General features: G+C 67.4%; 14 protein-coding genes and 1 riboswitch. Of the genes, 6 read left to right on the top strand and 8 right to left on the bottom strand.

Annotation, left to right across the window (positions count from 1 at the left end):
- Positions 1–76: 76 nt before the first annotated feature.
- A riboswitch (cobalamin riboswitch) is annotated at positions 77–259 on the bottom strand.
- A gap of 41 nt (positions 260–300) precedes the next feature.
- On the bottom strand, positions 301–1,878 hold the full coding sequence (locus A5701_RS16530) for a CdaR family transcriptional regulator (RefSeq protein WP_067755751.1): 1,578 nt from the start codon (positions 1,876–1,878) through the stop codon (positions 301–303).
- Positions 1,879–1,959: 81 nt separating this feature from the next.
- On the opposite strand from A5701_RS16530, the gene pruA reads away from it, so the two are divergent.
- From pruA to A5701_RS16515, 3 genes are all read left to right on the top strand, one after another.
- Positions 1,960–3,591 carry an L-glutamate gamma-semialdehyde dehydrogenase gene (pruA, locus tag A5701_RS16525; RefSeq protein WP_067755748.1) on the top strand — a complete coding sequence of 544 codons (1,632 nt, stop codon included), beginning with the start codon at positions 1,960–1,962 and terminating at the stop codon, positions 3,589–3,591.
- A complete protein-coding gene (locus A5701_RS16520) occupies positions 3,591–4,553 on the top strand; it encodes a proline dehydrogenase family protein (RefSeq protein ID WP_067755745.1) in 963 nt (320 codons plus the stop codon). Before pruA ends, A5701_RS16520 begins: the two co-directional genes overlap by 1 nt.
- 111 nt (positions 4,554–4,664) lie before the next feature.
- Complete coding sequence (locus tag A5701_RS16515) at positions 4,665–5,411, top strand: MBL fold metallo-hydrolase (protein WP_067755742.1); 747 nt, start codon at positions 4,665–4,667, stop codon at positions 5,409–5,411.
- Between the two features lie 66 nt (positions 5,412–5,477).
- Here A5701_RS16515 and A5701_RS16510 read toward each other — a convergent pair whose 3' ends face one another.
- Genes A5701_RS16510 through A5701_RS16490 form a run of 6 tightly spaced genes read right to left on the bottom strand, consistent with a single transcriptional unit; the run spans position 5,478 to position 8,805 of the window.
- A complete protein-coding gene (locus tag A5701_RS16510) occupies positions 5,478–6,083 on the bottom strand; it encodes a TetR/AcrR family transcriptional regulator (RefSeq protein WP_369807427.1) in 606 nt (201 codons plus the stop codon).
- Positions 6,084–6,094: 11 nt separating this feature from the next.
- Entirely contained in the window at positions 6,095–7,264 is a 1,170-nt protein-coding gene (locus A5701_RS16505) for a lipid-transfer protein (protein WP_067755736.1), read from the bottom strand.
- Positions 7,261–7,716, bottom strand: coding sequence for a MaoC family dehydratase (locus tag A5701_RS16500; RefSeq protein ID WP_067755733.1), 456 nt, complete (start codon positions 7,714–7,716; stop codon positions 7,261–7,263). The genes A5701_RS16505 and A5701_RS16500 overlap by 4 nt, the downstream gene beginning before the upstream one ends.
- On the bottom strand, positions 7,713–7,841 hold the full coding sequence (locus A5701_RS29165) for a hypothetical protein (protein WP_255369330.1): 129 nt from the start codon (positions 7,839–7,841) through the stop codon (positions 7,713–7,715). The genes A5701_RS16500 and A5701_RS29165 overlap by 4 nt, the downstream gene beginning before the upstream one ends.
- Before the next feature lie 8 nt (positions 7,842–7,849).
- Positions 7,850–8,260 (bottom strand): Zn-ribbon domain-containing OB-fold protein, encoded by a 411-nt coding sequence (locus tag A5701_RS16495; RefSeq protein ID WP_067755730.1) that lies wholly within the window; start codon positions 8,258–8,260, stop codon positions 7,850–7,852.
- On the bottom strand, positions 8,260–8,805 hold the full coding sequence (locus A5701_RS16490; RefSeq protein ID WP_067755727.1) for a MaoC family dehydratase N-terminal domain-containing protein: 546 nt from the start codon (positions 8,803–8,805) through the stop codon (positions 8,260–8,262). Before A5701_RS16490 ends, A5701_RS16495 begins: the two co-directional genes overlap by 1 nt.
- A 360-nt stretch (positions 8,806–9,165) precedes the next feature.
- On the opposite strand from A5701_RS16490, the gene A5701_RS16485 reads away from it, so the two are divergent.
- Complete coding sequence (locus A5701_RS16485; protein WP_067755960.1) at positions 9,166–10,635, top strand: aldehyde dehydrogenase family protein; 1,470 nt, start codon at positions 9,166–9,168, stop codon at positions 10,633–10,635.
- A gap of 407 nt (positions 10,636–11,042) precedes the next feature.
- Positions 11,043–11,648 carry a GNAT family N-acetyltransferase gene (locus tag A5701_RS16480; RefSeq protein WP_067755724.1) on the top strand — a complete coding sequence of 202 codons (606 nt, stop codon included), beginning with the start codon at positions 11,043–11,045 and terminating at the stop codon, positions 11,646–11,648.
- A 160-nt stretch (positions 11,649–11,808) separates the two neighbouring features.
- On the opposite strand, the gene A5701_RS27560 is transcribed toward A5701_RS16480, so the two are convergent.
- Entirely contained in the window at positions 11,809–12,120 is a 312-nt protein-coding gene (locus tag A5701_RS27560; RefSeq protein WP_197504999.1) for a putative quinol monooxygenase, read from the bottom strand.
- A gap of 619 nt (positions 12,121–12,739) precedes the next feature.
- Between A5701_RS27560 and A5701_RS16470 the strand changes: the two genes are divergently transcribed.
- A complete protein-coding gene (locus A5701_RS16470; protein ID WP_067755718.1) occupies positions 12,740–13,510 on the top strand; it encodes an SDR family NAD(P)-dependent oxidoreductase in 771 nt (256 codons plus the stop codon).
- Positions 13,511–13,542 lie beyond the last annotated feature (32 nt).

The following is a 13,542-nucleotide window of genomic DNA, read 5'->3' as shown; positions in this document are numbered from 1 at the left end:
GGTGGCGTCGACGGCCACCCCATGCCTGGAGACGGGACATGGTGAGTGACAGCTCTCTCGGGGTGCACCGCCCCGGGTCGCAGGACGCGATGACGCGAGTGTCCTGGCTCTCGGATCGCCGCTCGCCTCGCCTTCCAGCTTTTCAGCCGTGGCTCTTGAGGGTCGCTCCCCGATGACAGTGGCGGGACCGCGCCGGATTCGCACCGGCTTCCTGCATCGTCATCACCTTACGGGTGACATTGTCGCATGGGTCGCGACCGCAGGTTGGCAAACCCCGGCAAAGTCCTCGGCGAAACCACGTCAGCCGCCTTCGGCTACTCGCAGTGCCAGCGAAAACAGCAGCCGCGCCTCGGGATCGGCCAGCGATGTGTCCAACAACTTCTCGATACGCCGGATGCGATAGCGAACCGTGTTGGGGTGCACCCGCAACTCCCGCGCGGCGGACGCGATATCGCCGAAACCGTCCAGATACACGCGCAGCGTCTCGGCCAGGACGGGATCGTCGGCCCGCAGGCCGACGATCCGCGGGTCGGTCAGGCGCCGCTCGCGACCGATCAGGGTGACGATCTCGTCGAGCAGGACGGTGGTGCGCGCCTCGGCCAGCGACGTCACCTGCGGAATCGAAATAGGATGGCGCGCAGCGCTGTCCAGCACGCGGTCCAGCTCGGCGCGCGCGCCGGCGATTCCGGCGAGGCCGGCGACCGGTGCGGCGATGGCGGCCCGCAGCTGCACCCCGAGCTCCGTGCGCATTGCCGCGACGGTGCCGCGCACCCACGAGGACACGGCGCGGGCCTGTGTCTGGGGCAGCAGGACGTAGATGCGCGACCCGCGAGAGGCCACCTGGGCGTCCTGGCGAAAAGCGCTGGCGCTCAGCGCCATCACGTCGGCGAGCCGGACCTGCCGCGGTATGTCGTCCCCGGCGTCCCAGCCGATCAGCGCCGCGGTGTCGTCGGCGGCGAGGCCGAGTTCGCGGGCGACCGCATCCACGTCGGGTTCGCCGTCGACCAGGCCCAACAGCTGCTGCACCCGCCGCGCGTGGGTGGACGGCCGGGCGGCCAACCGCGCCATGATGCGCGCGGCCAGCACCGCCGCGCCCCGCAAGATCTCCTCGGCGTCGTCGGCCAGGGGTTGGCTGCCCTGCTGCACCCAGATGGTGCCGGCGAACTCCGGCGGCCGCCGCGCGTCGGGTTGGTAGATCCCGACGGCAAGCCGGGGGCGCAGACCCAACTCCGGGCGCTCGGCCACTCGGACCACCCCGTCGCCGGCTCGCAGCGCGTCGAAAATGCCCCACTGGCCGATCCATTCGAGATGCTCGGGCGGCCCCGCCCTGCCCAGGATGGACAGCCGGCGCAGCTCGTCGGCTTCGTCGTTGGAGGCCGAATACGCCAACACGTGCGACTGGGCATTCTCGATGCTGACCATGCCGTGGATGCGGTCGGCCAGCGACTGCGCCAAGCCGAACAGGTCGGTGCCCGAGTCCTCCGCCGCGTCCGCGCGGTCGCCGTGGTGCGCCAGCACGTGATTGACCAACTGATAGAGCCGCTCCCAGCGCGCCCGCGGCTCGACGGCCACCACCGCCGCCCCCGCCCCGACCGCCGCGCTCACCAACGCGGTCGACGGCTCCTTCGCGAAGATCGCCGCCGGAACGCGCTCGCGCGCCTGCTTGGCGATCCACCGCAGCGCCTCGTCGTCGGCGACCCCCAGCAGGAAGAACACGTCGGCCGAGCCCGCGGCCGCCGCCAACCCCAGCCGCACGTCGTCGCTGTCGATCAGCGCCGCCGAGCCGACCGCAAGGTCCAAGCCCCGCGGCGCCTCCACCAGGCTGACCAGGGTCGCGTCCAGCGCCAGCAGCAGCTGCCCCAGACCCACACCCGCCATTGTCCGATCGTACTACCGCAACGGCACTATCTTGTCCGATCGGCTAACTCGGGGAGTCGGCACGGCGAGGATCCTGGCAACATGGACGCGATCACCGAGGTGCCGTTGCCGGCCAACGAGCCGGTCCATGACTATGCGCCGAACTCGCCCGAACGCGGCCGGTTGCGCGGCGAATTGGCCGCGCTCGCCGACCAGCCCATCGACCTCCCGCACGTCATCGGCGGCAGACACCGGATGGGCGACGGTGACCGCGTCGACGTCGTTGCGCCACATCGTCATTCCGCCAGGTTGGGCACCCTGACGAACGCCGGCCACGCCGAGGCGGTAGCGGCGATCGACGCCGCCACCGCCGCCAAGCACACTTGGGCGGCAATGCCTTTCGACGAGCGCGCGGCCGTGTTCTTGCGGGCCGCCGATCTGCTGGCCGGGCCGTGGCGGGAGAAGATCGCCGCGGCGACGATGCTCGGCCAGTCGAAATCCGCCTACCAGGCCGAAATCGACTCGCCCTGCGAGCAGATCGACTTCTGGCGCTTCAACGTGGCCTTCGCGCGCCGGATCCTGGCGCAGCAGCCGATCAGCGGACCCGGGGAATGGAACCGCAGCGACTATCGCCCGCTGGACGGCTTCGTCTATGCCATCACGCCGTTCAATTTCACCTCGATCGCCGGCAACCTGCCGACCGCGCCGGCGCTGATGGGCAACACGGTGGTGTGGAAGCCGTCGATCACCCAGACGCTGTCGGCCTATCTGACCATGCGGCTGCTCGAGGCGGCCGGGTTGCCGCCCGGCGTGATCAACCTCGTCGCCGGTGACGGCTTCGCGGTCTCCGAGGTCGCGCTGGCCGACCCGCGGCTGGCCGGCATCCACTTCACCGGTTCGACGGCCACCTTCCAGCACCTGTGGCAGCAAGTGGGCGCCAACATCGGCCGCTACCACAGCTATCCGCGACTGGTGGGCGAGACCGGCGGCAAGGATTTCGTGGTGGCGCACCCCTCGGCGCGGCCGGATGTGTTGCGCACCGCGCTGATTCGCGGTGCGTTCGACTACCAGGGGCAGAAATGCTCGGCGGCGTCGCGGGCGTTCGTCCCGCATTCGGTCTGGCGGCGGATGGGCGACGAATTCCTGGGCGAGTCGGCCGCGCTGCGCTACGGCGACATCACCGACCTGACCAACTACGGCGGCGCACTGATCGACCGGCGGGCGTTCAGCAAGAACGTCGACGCCATCGAGCGGGCGAAGAGCGCCGCCCACGTCACCATCGCGGTGGGCGGCGAATACGACGACAGCGTCGGCTATTTCGTGCGCCCCACGGTGCTGCTCTCCGACGACCCCACCGACGAGTCGTTCGCCACCGAGTACTTCGGTCCGCTGCTGTCGCTGCACGTATACCCCGACGACGACTACGAACGAATCCTCGATGTCATCGACACCGGCTCGCGGTACGCGCTGACCGGTGCGGTCATCGCCGACGACCGCGACGCCGTGCTGACCGCGCAGGAGCGCCTGCGCTTCGCCGCCGGAAACTTCTACGTCAACGACAAGCCCACGGGCGCGGTCGTCGGGCGCCAGCCGTTCGGCGGCTCGCGCGGTTCGGGCACCAACGACAAGGCCGGGTCGGTGCTGAACCTGCTGCGGTGGACCTCGGCCCGCACCCTCAAGGAGACGTTCGTCCCGGCGACCCAGCACACGTATCCGCACATGGCGGCCGACTGATGCCGGGGCTGTTCGCCAGCACGCTGCGGCCGGCGATCATGGCCGCCAGCCGGCGATCGGGATTGCGGCGCGCCGCCGAAGGGCTGCCGGTGACCCGCCGCGTGGTGCATCGCTTCGTGCCCGGCGAGACGATCGGGAGCGCACTGGACAGCGTTGCGGCGCTTCGCGCTTCGGGCCGCTTGGTCAGCATCGACTATCTGGGTGAAGACGTCACCGACGCGGCCGACGCCGACGCGGCGGTGCGGGTCTACCTCGATCTGATCGACCACCTGGCCCGGTTACACGACGGCGGACCCGTTCGGCCGCTCGAGGTGTCGCTGAAGTTGTCGGCGCTGGGGCAGGCGCTGGGGCGCGACGGTGAGAAGGTCGCCCGGGAGAACGCCTACGCGATTTGCGAGGCGGCGCGGCGGGCCGGCGTGTGGGTCACGGTGGACGCCGAAGACCACACCACGACGGATTCGACGCTGTCGATCGTGCGCGATCTGCGGCTCGACTTTCCCTGGCTGGGCCTGGCTTTGCAGGCCTACCTGCGGCGCACCCTCGCCGACTGTGCCGAATTTGCGGCGACGGGAGCCCGGATTCGGTTGTGCAAGGGCGCCTACGACGAACCGGCGGCGGTCGCCCATCGCGACTCCGCCGCCGTGATGGAGGCCTACCTGCGCTGCCTGCGGGTGTTGATGGCCGGCTCGGGCTACCCGATGGTGGCCAGCCACGACCCGGCCATCATCGAGGCGGTGCCCGCGCTGGCGCGCGAAGCGGGCCGCTCCGCAGCCGATTTCGAGCATCAGATGCTGTACGGCATCCGTGATCTCGAGCAGCGCCGCCTTTCGGAAGCGGGAAACCAGGTCCGCGTGTACGTGCCGTTCGGCACCCAGTGGTACGGCTACTTCATGCGCCGGCTGGCCGAGCGGCCCGCCAACCTGACGTTCTTTCTGCGGGCTCTGGCGCAGCGCGGGCACTGAGTGCGCGTCGAGGGTTTCGACCGTGTCGGCCGGGTGACGACACGCCGACGGTCGCCGCCCTGACCGCACGGTAAAAGCCCGCAGCGCACCAACGGGCGTAGCCTTTCGGCCATGAGCCTGGTCATCGAGGAGATGCCCGATCTCGGTATCACCCGGGTCTCGCGCTGGGTCTTCAACTGCTACGTCCTGCACGGCGGCGACGGCGCGGTGGTGGTCGACGCCGGATTGCCCCGGGTCGCCGGCGATCTGGCGGGGATGCTGAACCGGCTCGGCGGCACGGTGCACGCCGTGGTGGCGACGCATGGACACAGCGACCACGTCGCCGGCGCCGCCGAACTGGCCGCCCGCTATCCCGCCCCCATCTGGTTGCCCGCCCGCACGCTTACCTATCTCGACGGGGCGAAGCCGCGCACGCCGACTCTCGGCCGGGCCGCGAGCATCTGGCCCACCCTGATCGATCAGCCGCTCGATCGCGTCGGCTTCAGCGGGTTCCTGGGCGGCGCCCGGCTGGCGGGGTACGGCACCCCGGCCGGCATGCGCTGGACGGGAGCATCGCCCCGCGGCGGACTGACCGACGGCCAGTCGCTGCCCGGCGCGCCAGAGTGGACCGTCATCAACGCGGGCGGTCACACCGACGACAGCATCGCGCTGTGGAACCCGACGACGCGCACGCTGCTCTCGGGTGACGCTGTGCTGACCGTGCGCGGCAAGGTTTGGCACACGCCGGAAATCGTCGACGCGGTCAGCGCCGCCGCCACGCGAAAGCGCTTGGAAGAGTTGCCGGTTGCGCATCTCTTGCCCGGCCATGGGCGACCGGTTCATGCCGCGGAAACCGTGTGGCCGCAACAGCGTCGTTGATGTCGCCAGGGTGGCGAAACGCCGACAGTCACCGCCCCGGACGCACAGCTCAAAGCTGGGGAGCCGCTAGCCGCGGCGCGGCCGCGGCCGGTCGCCCGCGAAGCCACGCACCACGTGCGCGCGCACGAACTCGGCCGCCACCTCGGGATCGTCCATGTCGCGCATCGAGGACGGCGTGCTGAAGAGCGAGAAGAGGATGCGCGCAAACCATTCCGCGGCGGCCTCGACGTCGAGGTCCTTGCGCACCTCGCCGGTGAGCCGCGCGGCCGACAGGTAGGGCGCGAAGAAGTCGACGCACTCACGCAGCAGCACGGCCGCGTCCTTGGTCAGCAACAGGCTGACCGCGTCCTCGTCGAAGTACTTCTCGGACGCGATGGACCGCCGCGCCTGGGTTACGAAAACCGCTGCCTGGCTGAGCTTTTCCTCGAGTGAACCGCCCCGGTCCATGGCCTTTGACATCTCCCGATAGAACCGCTCGGAGGCGTGTTCGGCGCACGCCTCGATGATCGCGGCCTTGTCGCTGAAGTACTCGTAGATGGTGCTGCGGGAAACGCCTGCCGTCCTGGCGATGTCTACTATCGTCGCCTTCTGCAGTCCCTGTTTGCCGAAACAGGCGTACGCGGATTCCACGATCAGCTCGCGGGTTTCGATGGCCTGTGCCGCTTCCGTCATCACGACATCCTCTAATCCGAGGGCGCGAGGATCAAACCGCTGGTGGGCACCCCGGTGCCCGACGTGACCAGGACGTGCTCGACGTTGTCGACCTGGTTGTAGGACGTGCCGCGCACCTGGCGCACCCCCTCGGTGATGCCGTTCATGCCGTGGATGTAGGCCTCGCCGAGCAGTCCGCCGTTGGTGTTGATCGGGAACTCTCCGCCCAGCGAGAGCCGCTCGACGGTGGCGAAGTCCTTCGCCTCGCCGCGCCCGCAGAATCCGAGTTCCTCCAGCTGGGTGAACACGAACGGCGTGAAATGGTCGTAGATGAAGGCGGTTTGGATGTCCTGCGGCTTGAGGCCCGAGTCGCGCCACAGCCGCTGGGCGACCACACCCATTTCGGGCAGGCCGGTGATGTCGTCGCGGTAGTAACTGGTCATCATCTCGCCGTTGGCGGCCGCCCCCTGGGCGGCCGCGGTGATGATTGCCGGCGGCTGCCGGAGGTCGCGCGCGCGTTCGGCGCTGGTGACCACGAGCGCGACCCCGCCGTCGCTCTCCTGGCAGCAATCCAGCAGCCGCAGCACGGGTTCGACGATCCAACGCGAATTCTGGTGGTCTTCCAGTGTGATCGGGCGCTGGTAGAACCAGGCGTCGGGATTGCGGGCCGCGTGTGTGCGGTCCACGACCGCGATGCGGCCGAAGAGCTCGTTCGTGACGCCGTAGGTCGACATGTAACGCTGGGCGTGCATCGCGACCCACGCGGCGGGGGTGAGCAAGCCAAAGGGCGCGTAATGCGCCATGAACAAAGGGGTTCCGAGGTCGGTGCGCCCGCTGCCGCCGAACCGCATGCCGGAGCGTTCGTTGAAGGCGCGCCAGCACACCACCACGTCGGCGACGCCCGTCGCGACGGCCATCGCGGCGTGCACGACGGTACCGGCCGCGGCCCCGCCGCCGTGGTGCACGCGGGAGAAGAAGCTCAGGTCACCGATGCCGACGTTGCGCGCGATCTCGATCTCATCGCTGGAATCCATGGTGAAGGTGACCATGCCGTCGACGTCGCTGGGTGCCAGTCCGGCGTCGTCGAGTGCGGCGCTCACCGCCTCGCAAGCCAATTGCAGTTCGCTGCGGCCGGACTCCTTGGAGAATTCGGTCTGGCCGATCCCGACGATGGCGGCGGCGCCCGGCAGCGAGCCGCTCATGCGCCCGCCTCGTCGAGCAGGCTGAGGACCGCGGTGCCCGAGACGTGGTCACCCAGGCTGTTCGAACCCTTGAACGTCACCTCGACGAAGTTCTCACCACCGGTGCCCTCGGTCTTCCCGGTGACACTGCCGGTGAAGCGCAGCGGGTCGTCCGGAAAGCACGGCACGCCAAGGCGTATCGACAGCTTCTTGACCATCGTTTCGGGTCCGGCCCAGTCGGTGAGGAACCGGACGCAGTAGCCGTTGGTGGTCAGGATGTTCATGAACAGGTTGGGCGAACCCTGCTTGTTGGCGTAGTCGCGGTCGTGGTGCACGGGCATGAAGTCGCGGGTCGCGATCGCCCCGGCGACGATCATCGTTGTGGTGATCGGGACTTCGAGCGGGGTGACCTCGTCGCCGATGGAGATGTCCGCCCAGCGCAGGGTGGTGGTGCGGCTCGCGGTGGTCGTCATGAAAGTCCTTCCGAATACGTCGCGCCGATGCCGCCGTGGACGTGCCGAGCGGTCGCGGCGACGCGCGCGCCGGCCTCCGCGGCCCAGGATTCGGTCTCAGGCTCTTCGGTGAAGGTGAAGTCCATGCCCCCGCCTACCCAACCGGCCGGAACTGGTGCAGCACCAAGTCTTCGGAGCCAGGACCGTCGAAACTTTGGTAACACACCTCGACCGGCATCCCCGTTCTCACGTCGGCCGGGTCGATGCCGGTCAGGTTGGATACCAGCCGCACGCCCTCTTCGAGTTCCACCAGCACGACGACGTAGGGATAGTCGAAGAACGGGAACTTCGGTTCGTGCGGCATCACGTAGCTGTAGACGGTGCCGCGCCCCGACGACTCGACGGTGTCCCAGTCCAGGGAACGGCAGTGGGGGCACATCGGGCGGGGCGGGTGGCGCAGCTGTCCGCATCCGCCGCAGCGCTGGATCAGCAGCTTGTTGTCCCGCAACCCGTTCCAGAAGAACTCGGTGTCCTTGGTGATGGCCGGCGCAAGTCGGGTCGCCATCAGCGCTCCGGCCTGAATCGCAGCACCCGGAATCGCTGCCTTCCCAGAACTTCTCCGTTCTGGTCGGTGTAGGTCGTCAGCCAGGTCAAAAAGAAGCCGGTGCCCAGCGCCGTCTTCTTCTCCTCGGAGACCGATTCGTACACCGTCGTCGCGCTGATGATGTCGCCCAGGCGCGGGTAACGCTCGATCTCGAACTCCGAGTTGGTCGCCACGGTGCTGGTGTAACCGGCCTCGTCCAGGAACGCCGTTGGGTTGCCTTTGATTTCGACGGGAGCGCCACCGCGCTCGCCGATGCCCTCCAGGAGCGGTGACGGCATGGTCCAGGTCTGCAGCATCACCGGCGGCGACACGATGCCTCCGAACCGCGATCTCTCGGCGAACTCCGGGTCGAGGTAGACGGGATTCATGTCGGCCATCGCGTACGCCCAGTGCCGGATCATCGGCTGGTTGACCGGATCTGGGGCCAGCGAGGGCTTTCCGGTGCCGCCGGTCGGTTGACCGACCAGGGCCTTGACCTTGGCGCTGACGGTTTCTGAGTCGGTCACTTGTGGCTGTCCTCCTAGTTTTCCTTTGGCGCGAAGGCCACGAGAACGAAAGTTCAGATGACGTCATCCAAGTAGACCGGCGCCCGTCGCGGCTCCCGCGACACCTGGGAAGGATTGCGCGTCGGGAAGGGAAGGAATCGCGGTGGAAAAGCGGTCCGCACGGCGGCCTCCCGGAATAACCATTCCGACATATTAGGGTGATGTGTCTTGCGGCCTTGTGTTTACCCCGGCGCGCCGTCCCTGTCAACACCGATACGAAGCGCGGAAACGGTGTGCAATTCGCGTGGTCGATGATTGACCGCACGGCACCGCGGGTGTACACCAAGTGGTTAGATGACCGACGTTGGGGTGAGGAACCGCATGACCAAGCTGCAAACTCCGGGATCTCTTGTCGACACCTATCAGCTCTACATCGACGGCAGATGGGTCGAGCCGGAGGACGGCCGCTACGACGACATCAACCCGGCCACCGAAGAATCCATCGGCACCGCCCCCGACGCGAGTGTCACTCAGGTCGGCGCGGCGATCGGCGCCGCGCGTGCGGCCTTCGACACCGGGCCCTGGGGCCGGACGGGCCCCGACGAGCGGGCCGGCTGCCTGAACCAGCTGGGTGAGGCCCTGCTCAAGCACGCCGACGAGATCTTCGCGCTGTCCCAGGTCGAATGGGGCTGCGTCAGCAACGAGCGGATGATGCAGATCGACGGCGCCGGCTACATGTCCATGCATGCCGCCCAACTCGCCACCAGGCTGATCGACCAGCCGGTCACCGGGATCGGCGCCGGAACGACGTTGCTGCGCCACGAGCCGCTCGGCGTCGTCTCGATCCTGACGCCGTGGAACTTCCCGCACTGCCTCAACGTCATGAAGGTGAACAACGCGCTGGCCGCGGGCAACACCGTCGTGCTCAAGCCCTCGCCGCTGACGCCGCTGGCCGGGCTCGCGCTCGCGCGCATCATCGACGAGGAGACCGACATCCCGCCCGGTGTGGTCAATGTCGTCACGCCGTCGGGCCTCGAGGCCGCCAAGCTGCTCACGACGGATCCGCGCATCGACATGATCAGCTTCACCGGCAGTTCCGCCGTTGGTTGCGAAGTCATGCGGTCGGCGGGCGACGCCATGAAGCGGCTGTTGCTGGAGTGCGGCGGGAAGTCGGCCAGCATCATCCTCGACGACACGCAGGTGACCGACGACATGCTGCGGCAGATGCTGTTCGACTGCTGCTCGTTGCATGCCGGGCAGGCCTGCATCCTGCACAGCCGGCTGCTGCTTCCCGATTCGCTGCACGACGAAGTCGTCGATCGGCTCGTCGCGCTGGCCCGCGACGTCAAGGTAGGCGACCCCACCGACCCGGCGGTACAGATGGGGCCGCTGATCAGCGCGGCGCAACGCGACCGGGTGCAGGCGCACGTCGACGGCGCGGTCCACGACGGCGCGACGCTGGCCACCGGCGGCGGTCGCCCTGTCGGACTGGACGTCGGCTACTACTTCGAACCGACGATTCTCACCGGCGTGCAACCGGATTCGACGATCGCGCAGGAGGAAGTGTTCGGCCCCGTGCTCTCGGTGCTGCGCTACCGCGACGACGACGACGCCGTCGCGATCGCGAACAACTCGTGCTACGGGCTCTCCGGTGCGGTGTGGGGCGCCGACGTGGACCGGGCGCTCGCGGTCGCCCGGCGGATGCGCACGGGCCAGGTCGCGGTCAACGGCATCGGGCCGGGCGACGCGCCGTTCGGCGGTTACAAGCTGAGCGGGTTCGGCCGGGAGAGCGGGGGGATCAGCGGCTTGCATCAGTACATGGAGGTGAAGGCCATCGGAGTTCCGGCGTGACGGGACACCGCGCCGGGCTCCACACCGTCGCACTCGCCAGTGAGATCTGAAGTTCCTACACCGCAGAGCTTTTCGTCGACCTCGGCGCCGAGGTCACCCAAAATTGAGCCAGCCGGAGATCCGTTGCGCCGGTGGGGTCCGTTCCCGGGCGGAGTCGGCGACCCGCAGCGCTCCGGACGTTCGAGTACTCAACGCCGGAAAGCGCGGCGCTACGCTCGATCTGGCCGAGCCGGGCGATCTGACGGCGGCCCGCGAGCTCATCGCGCGAGGCGCACGTGCTCATCGAGGATTTCGGGCTGGGAACGTTGGAACGCCGCGGGTTGCCGGCCACGAGTTTTCGCTCTTGGCGGGGATTAAAATTGGGTGACTTGCCGTAGTAAGTGTGTATGACAAACCCAGGAGGCGAAATGACTGAGCATCGTCACGTCGAATGGGACCCTGGCACGCGCCGCATACTGACGGCCCGGCTCTTGTTGCGCCCTTGGCAGCTCGACGACGACGCCGCCGCCTGTGGGATATATGGGGCCGCGGAGGTTTCGCGTTGGCTGTGTCCGGCGCTGCCCGTGATCACCGACGACGTGCACATGCGTCAACTCTTGGGCGCGTGGATCGCCGAAAGCGACGCGACCGGCCTGCCCCTGGGCCGATGGGCGATTACCGATAGAGACTCTGGCGACCTGATCGGGGGAGTGGCACTGCTTCCACTTCCACCTGGCCGCAGCGATCTTGAGATCGGATGGCAGGTCGCACCGGCGCTGTGGGGTCGCGGCTATGGCGCGGAAGCCGGTCATGCGGTGGCTCATCAAGCATTCACAAATGTTGGTGTCAGTGAGGTCTTCGCAGTCGTGCGGCCAGGCAATCATCGCGGGGTGGCCACGGCGCGGCGGGTGGGCATGGAATGGGTCGGTGAGACCGACAAGTACTACAACTTGTCCCTTGAAATCTACCGACTGAGCAAAGCCGATTTGGATTTGCCAGAGCCGGCCTGCGCACCGGCGCCGGGATCGCACTAGTCCCGAATGCCACAGTGGTGCGGCCTCTTGCGTGTCCCGGCGCTGACCAATCTGGATAAGGCCCGGCCATTAGCTGTCGCCGCGGGGTCACCCTGGACCATAGACCGGAGGGCCCGCTTCCGACGGGCGGTATGACCCGGAGCGCGGGAGGCTCAGGGGCTTAGCGACTTAATACATGGTAGAAGGTGACCTGCGCCTCGCCGTTCTCAGCGAACTGGGCCAACGCTCGCACGCTGAGCGCGAAGTGTTCGGTTTGGACGTGGAGATCGACACCGTGCTGGTTTCGGAATCGCTGATAAAGTGTGAAATGTCCTGGCTGATCTCGGTCTTCGTGGAGCCGGAAGGTGCTCACGTCTCCTTCGGCCAGCGACTGCGGGATTAGCTCAGAAAGCGCAATCCGCAATTCGTCTTCTCTGCCTGGCAAGGCCGTGGCCTCAGTGATCAGGACCACTTCTTCATCTGAGCCGTACATGGTTGACACTCCTTCATCGCCGCCGCAAGGCTGTGAATAGATACGGCACTGAGTAATTAATCTGCGGCCGACGTCATTTCGTGTACACGTCGTCACATCGGTGGTTGCCTTAGGCATACGTTCTGACGTCGCCTGCCGCCGGGTAAACGTATCTCGCGGCCACTTTACTTCCCGGACTTTTGTTCTGGGGATTACAACCGGCTTCCGTCAATCCAGTCATGACTCGCCAGCACCGGCTGCCTGCAAAGTGCCGACGTCAAATCGGCGGCAGACGACTCCGGCTGCACCGGTTCTCAACTGTGCGCTGGCTCCTCACCGAAGCGCGAAGCTCTTGTCCCCTGATTGCCCGGGCTGATGTCGCGGAGCTTCGCCCCTCACGCGGTGATCGAGAGCGAACACCGTCACGGCATTGCGGTGTCAGCAGTTGATCTGGGCGCCCCGGCAGAACTCACCCGGGTGAAACAACGGGCGGGTGATGACAGATCACCCCGCCGAACAGCAGATTGATAGCAGTTCGAGTCGACACGAAGCCGGGCGTAATCACCAGGGCTACAACTCTTGTTGTTGGGCAAAGGGCCCAGCAGAAGTCGCCGAGAATTCAGCAGCAGAAAGGTTCACCATGCACTTCGATTCCAAGAAGGTAATCGTCGTCGGAGGCAGCGCCGGTATGGGCCGGCAGGTCGCCGTTGACATCGTGCGCCACGGCGGCAGCGCGGTGATCGTTGGCCGGTCAAAGGACCGTGTTGATGACACGGTCGCCGAACTGACCGGCGCGGGCGGTCAAGCCTGGGGGGTCACCGCCGAGTTGACCGATCGTAGCGCGGTGGGCGACGTCCAGCGCGCCGTCATCGAGAATCACGGCGACGCGACACTGTTGGTCAACGCAGCTGGATTCTTTGTTCCCAAACCGTTTCTCGAGCACGACGCGCTGACCTACGACTCGTACATGGAGCTCAACTACGCCTTGTTCTTCCTGACGCAGACCGTCGTCGAGGGCATGATCGCCCGCGGGGAGGGTGGCTCCATCGTCAACATCGGCAGCATGTGGGCGCATCAGGCGATCGGTCTGACCCCGTCGTCGGCGTACTCCATGCAAAAGGCCGGACTTCATGCGCTGACCCATAACCTCGCGATCGAACTCGCCGAACATCAGATCCGCGTCAACGCTGTGGCACCCGCCGTCGTCAAGACACCGCTCTACGAGGGTTTCATCCCGACGGGCGAGATCGACGCCACACTCGCCACTTTCGCGCCGCTTCACCCCCTGGGGCGCGTCGGCACCCCGGCCGACGTCGCCAACGCCGTTACGTACCTCCTCTCCGATGAGGCCAGTTGGGTCACCGGCGCGATTCTCAACGTCGATGGCGGCATCATGGCGGGCCGCAACTAATCCGGCACGCCGGCGCTTCCGGGCTGTGCGAA

The sequence above is a fragment of the Mycobacterium sp. E3305 genome (assembly GCF_001666785.1).
In the GTDB taxonomy this organism is placed as follows: domain Bacteria; phylum Actinomycetota; class Actinomycetes; order Mycobacteriales; family Mycobacteriaceae; genus Mycobacterium.
Note: the sequence above shows the minus strand (reverse complement) of the source record. Positions and strands in the feature narration are given on the sequence as shown.

Coding starts and splice junctions, on each gene's coding strand:
- A5701_RS16470 (WP_067755718.1), top strand. CDS start 12,740: ATGCACTTCGATTCCAAGAAGGTAATCGTCGTCGGAGGCAGCGCCGGT.
- A5701_RS27560 (WP_197504999.1), bottom strand. CDS start 12,120: ATGTACGGCTCAGATGAAGAAGTGGTCCTGATCACTGAGGCCACGGCC.
- A5701_RS16510 (WP_369807427.1), bottom strand. CDS start 6,083: ATGACGGAAGCGGCACAGGCCATCGAAACCCGCGAGCTGATCGTGGAA.
- pruA (WP_067755748.1), top strand. CDS start 1,960: ATGGACGCGATCACCGAGGTGCCGTTGCCGGCCAACGAGCCGGTCCAT.
- A5701_RS16520 (WP_067755745.1), top strand. CDS start 3,591: ATGCCGGGGCTGTTCGCCAGCACGCTGCGGCCGGCGATCATGGCCGCC.
- A5701_RS29165 (WP_255369330.1), bottom strand. CDS start 7,841: ATGGACTTCACCTTCACCGAAGAGCCTGAGACCGAATCCTGGGCCGCG.
- A5701_RS16500 (WP_067755733.1), bottom strand. CDS start 7,716: ATGACGACCACCGCGAGCCGCACCACCACCCTGCGCTGGGCGGACATC.
- A5701_RS16505 (WP_067755736.1), bottom strand. CDS start 7,264: ATGAGCGGCTCGCTGCCGGGCGCCGCCGCCATCGTCGGGATCGGCCAG.
- A5701_RS16485 (WP_067755960.1), top strand. CDS start 9,166: ATGACCAAGCTGCAAACTCCGGGATCTCTTGTCGACACCTATCAGCTC.
- A5701_RS16515 (WP_067755742.1), top strand. CDS start 4,665: ATGAGCCTGGTCATCGAGGAGATGCCCGATCTCGGTATCACCCGGGTC.
- A5701_RS16530 (WP_067755751.1), bottom strand. CDS start 1,878: ATGGCGGGTGTGGGTCTGGGGCAGCTGCTGCTGGCGCTGGACGCGACC.
- A5701_RS16495 (WP_067755730.1), bottom strand. CDS start 8,260: ATGGCGACCCGACTTGCGCCGGCCATCACCAAGGACACCGAGTTCTTC.
- A5701_RS16480 (WP_067755724.1), top strand. CDS start 11,043: ATGACTGAGCATCGTCACGTCGAATGGGACCCTGGCACGCGCCGCATA.